The sequence below is a fragment of the Algoriphagus sp. oki45 genome (assembly GCF_036245605.1).
In the GTDB taxonomy this organism is placed as follows: Bacteria; Bacteroidota; Bacteroidia; order Cytophagales; family Cyclobacteriaceae; genus Algoriphagus.
Genome location: NZ_BTPC01000032.1, coordinates 1 through 309, shown reverse-complemented (window position 1 = coordinate 309; position 309 = coordinate 1). Strand labels below are relative to the sequence as shown.

Here is a 309-nt window from a genome sequence, read left to right as displayed (position 1 = left end):
CAGAGGCCTTACACACTTTGACACTGACCCTACAGGGGTCATCAGTTCATTGACATATTGAAGTAGAAACTGTAACAGATTCATCCGCGAGGATGATTTAAAGTAGAAGTAAGTGAATAAGGGCGCACGGGGGATGCCTAGGCTCTCAGAGGCGAGGAAGGACGTGATAAGCTGCGATAAGCTGCGGGGATTGGCCAATGCGAGTTGATCCGCAGATTTCCGAATGGGGCAACCCAGTCCGCGTAATGCGGATTATATCGAAAGATAGGCGAACGTGGGGAACTGAAACATCTAAGTACCCATAGGAGG

Annotated in this window: 1 rRNA gene; it reads left to right on the top strand. The window is 49.5% G+C overall.

Going from position 1 to position 309, the window contains the following annotated elements:
* Nucleotides 1-106: 106 nt before the first annotated feature.
* Nucleotides 107-309: ribosomal RNA gene (locus AAA942_RS20285) — 23S ribosomal RNA — on the top strand; the annotation flags it as partial.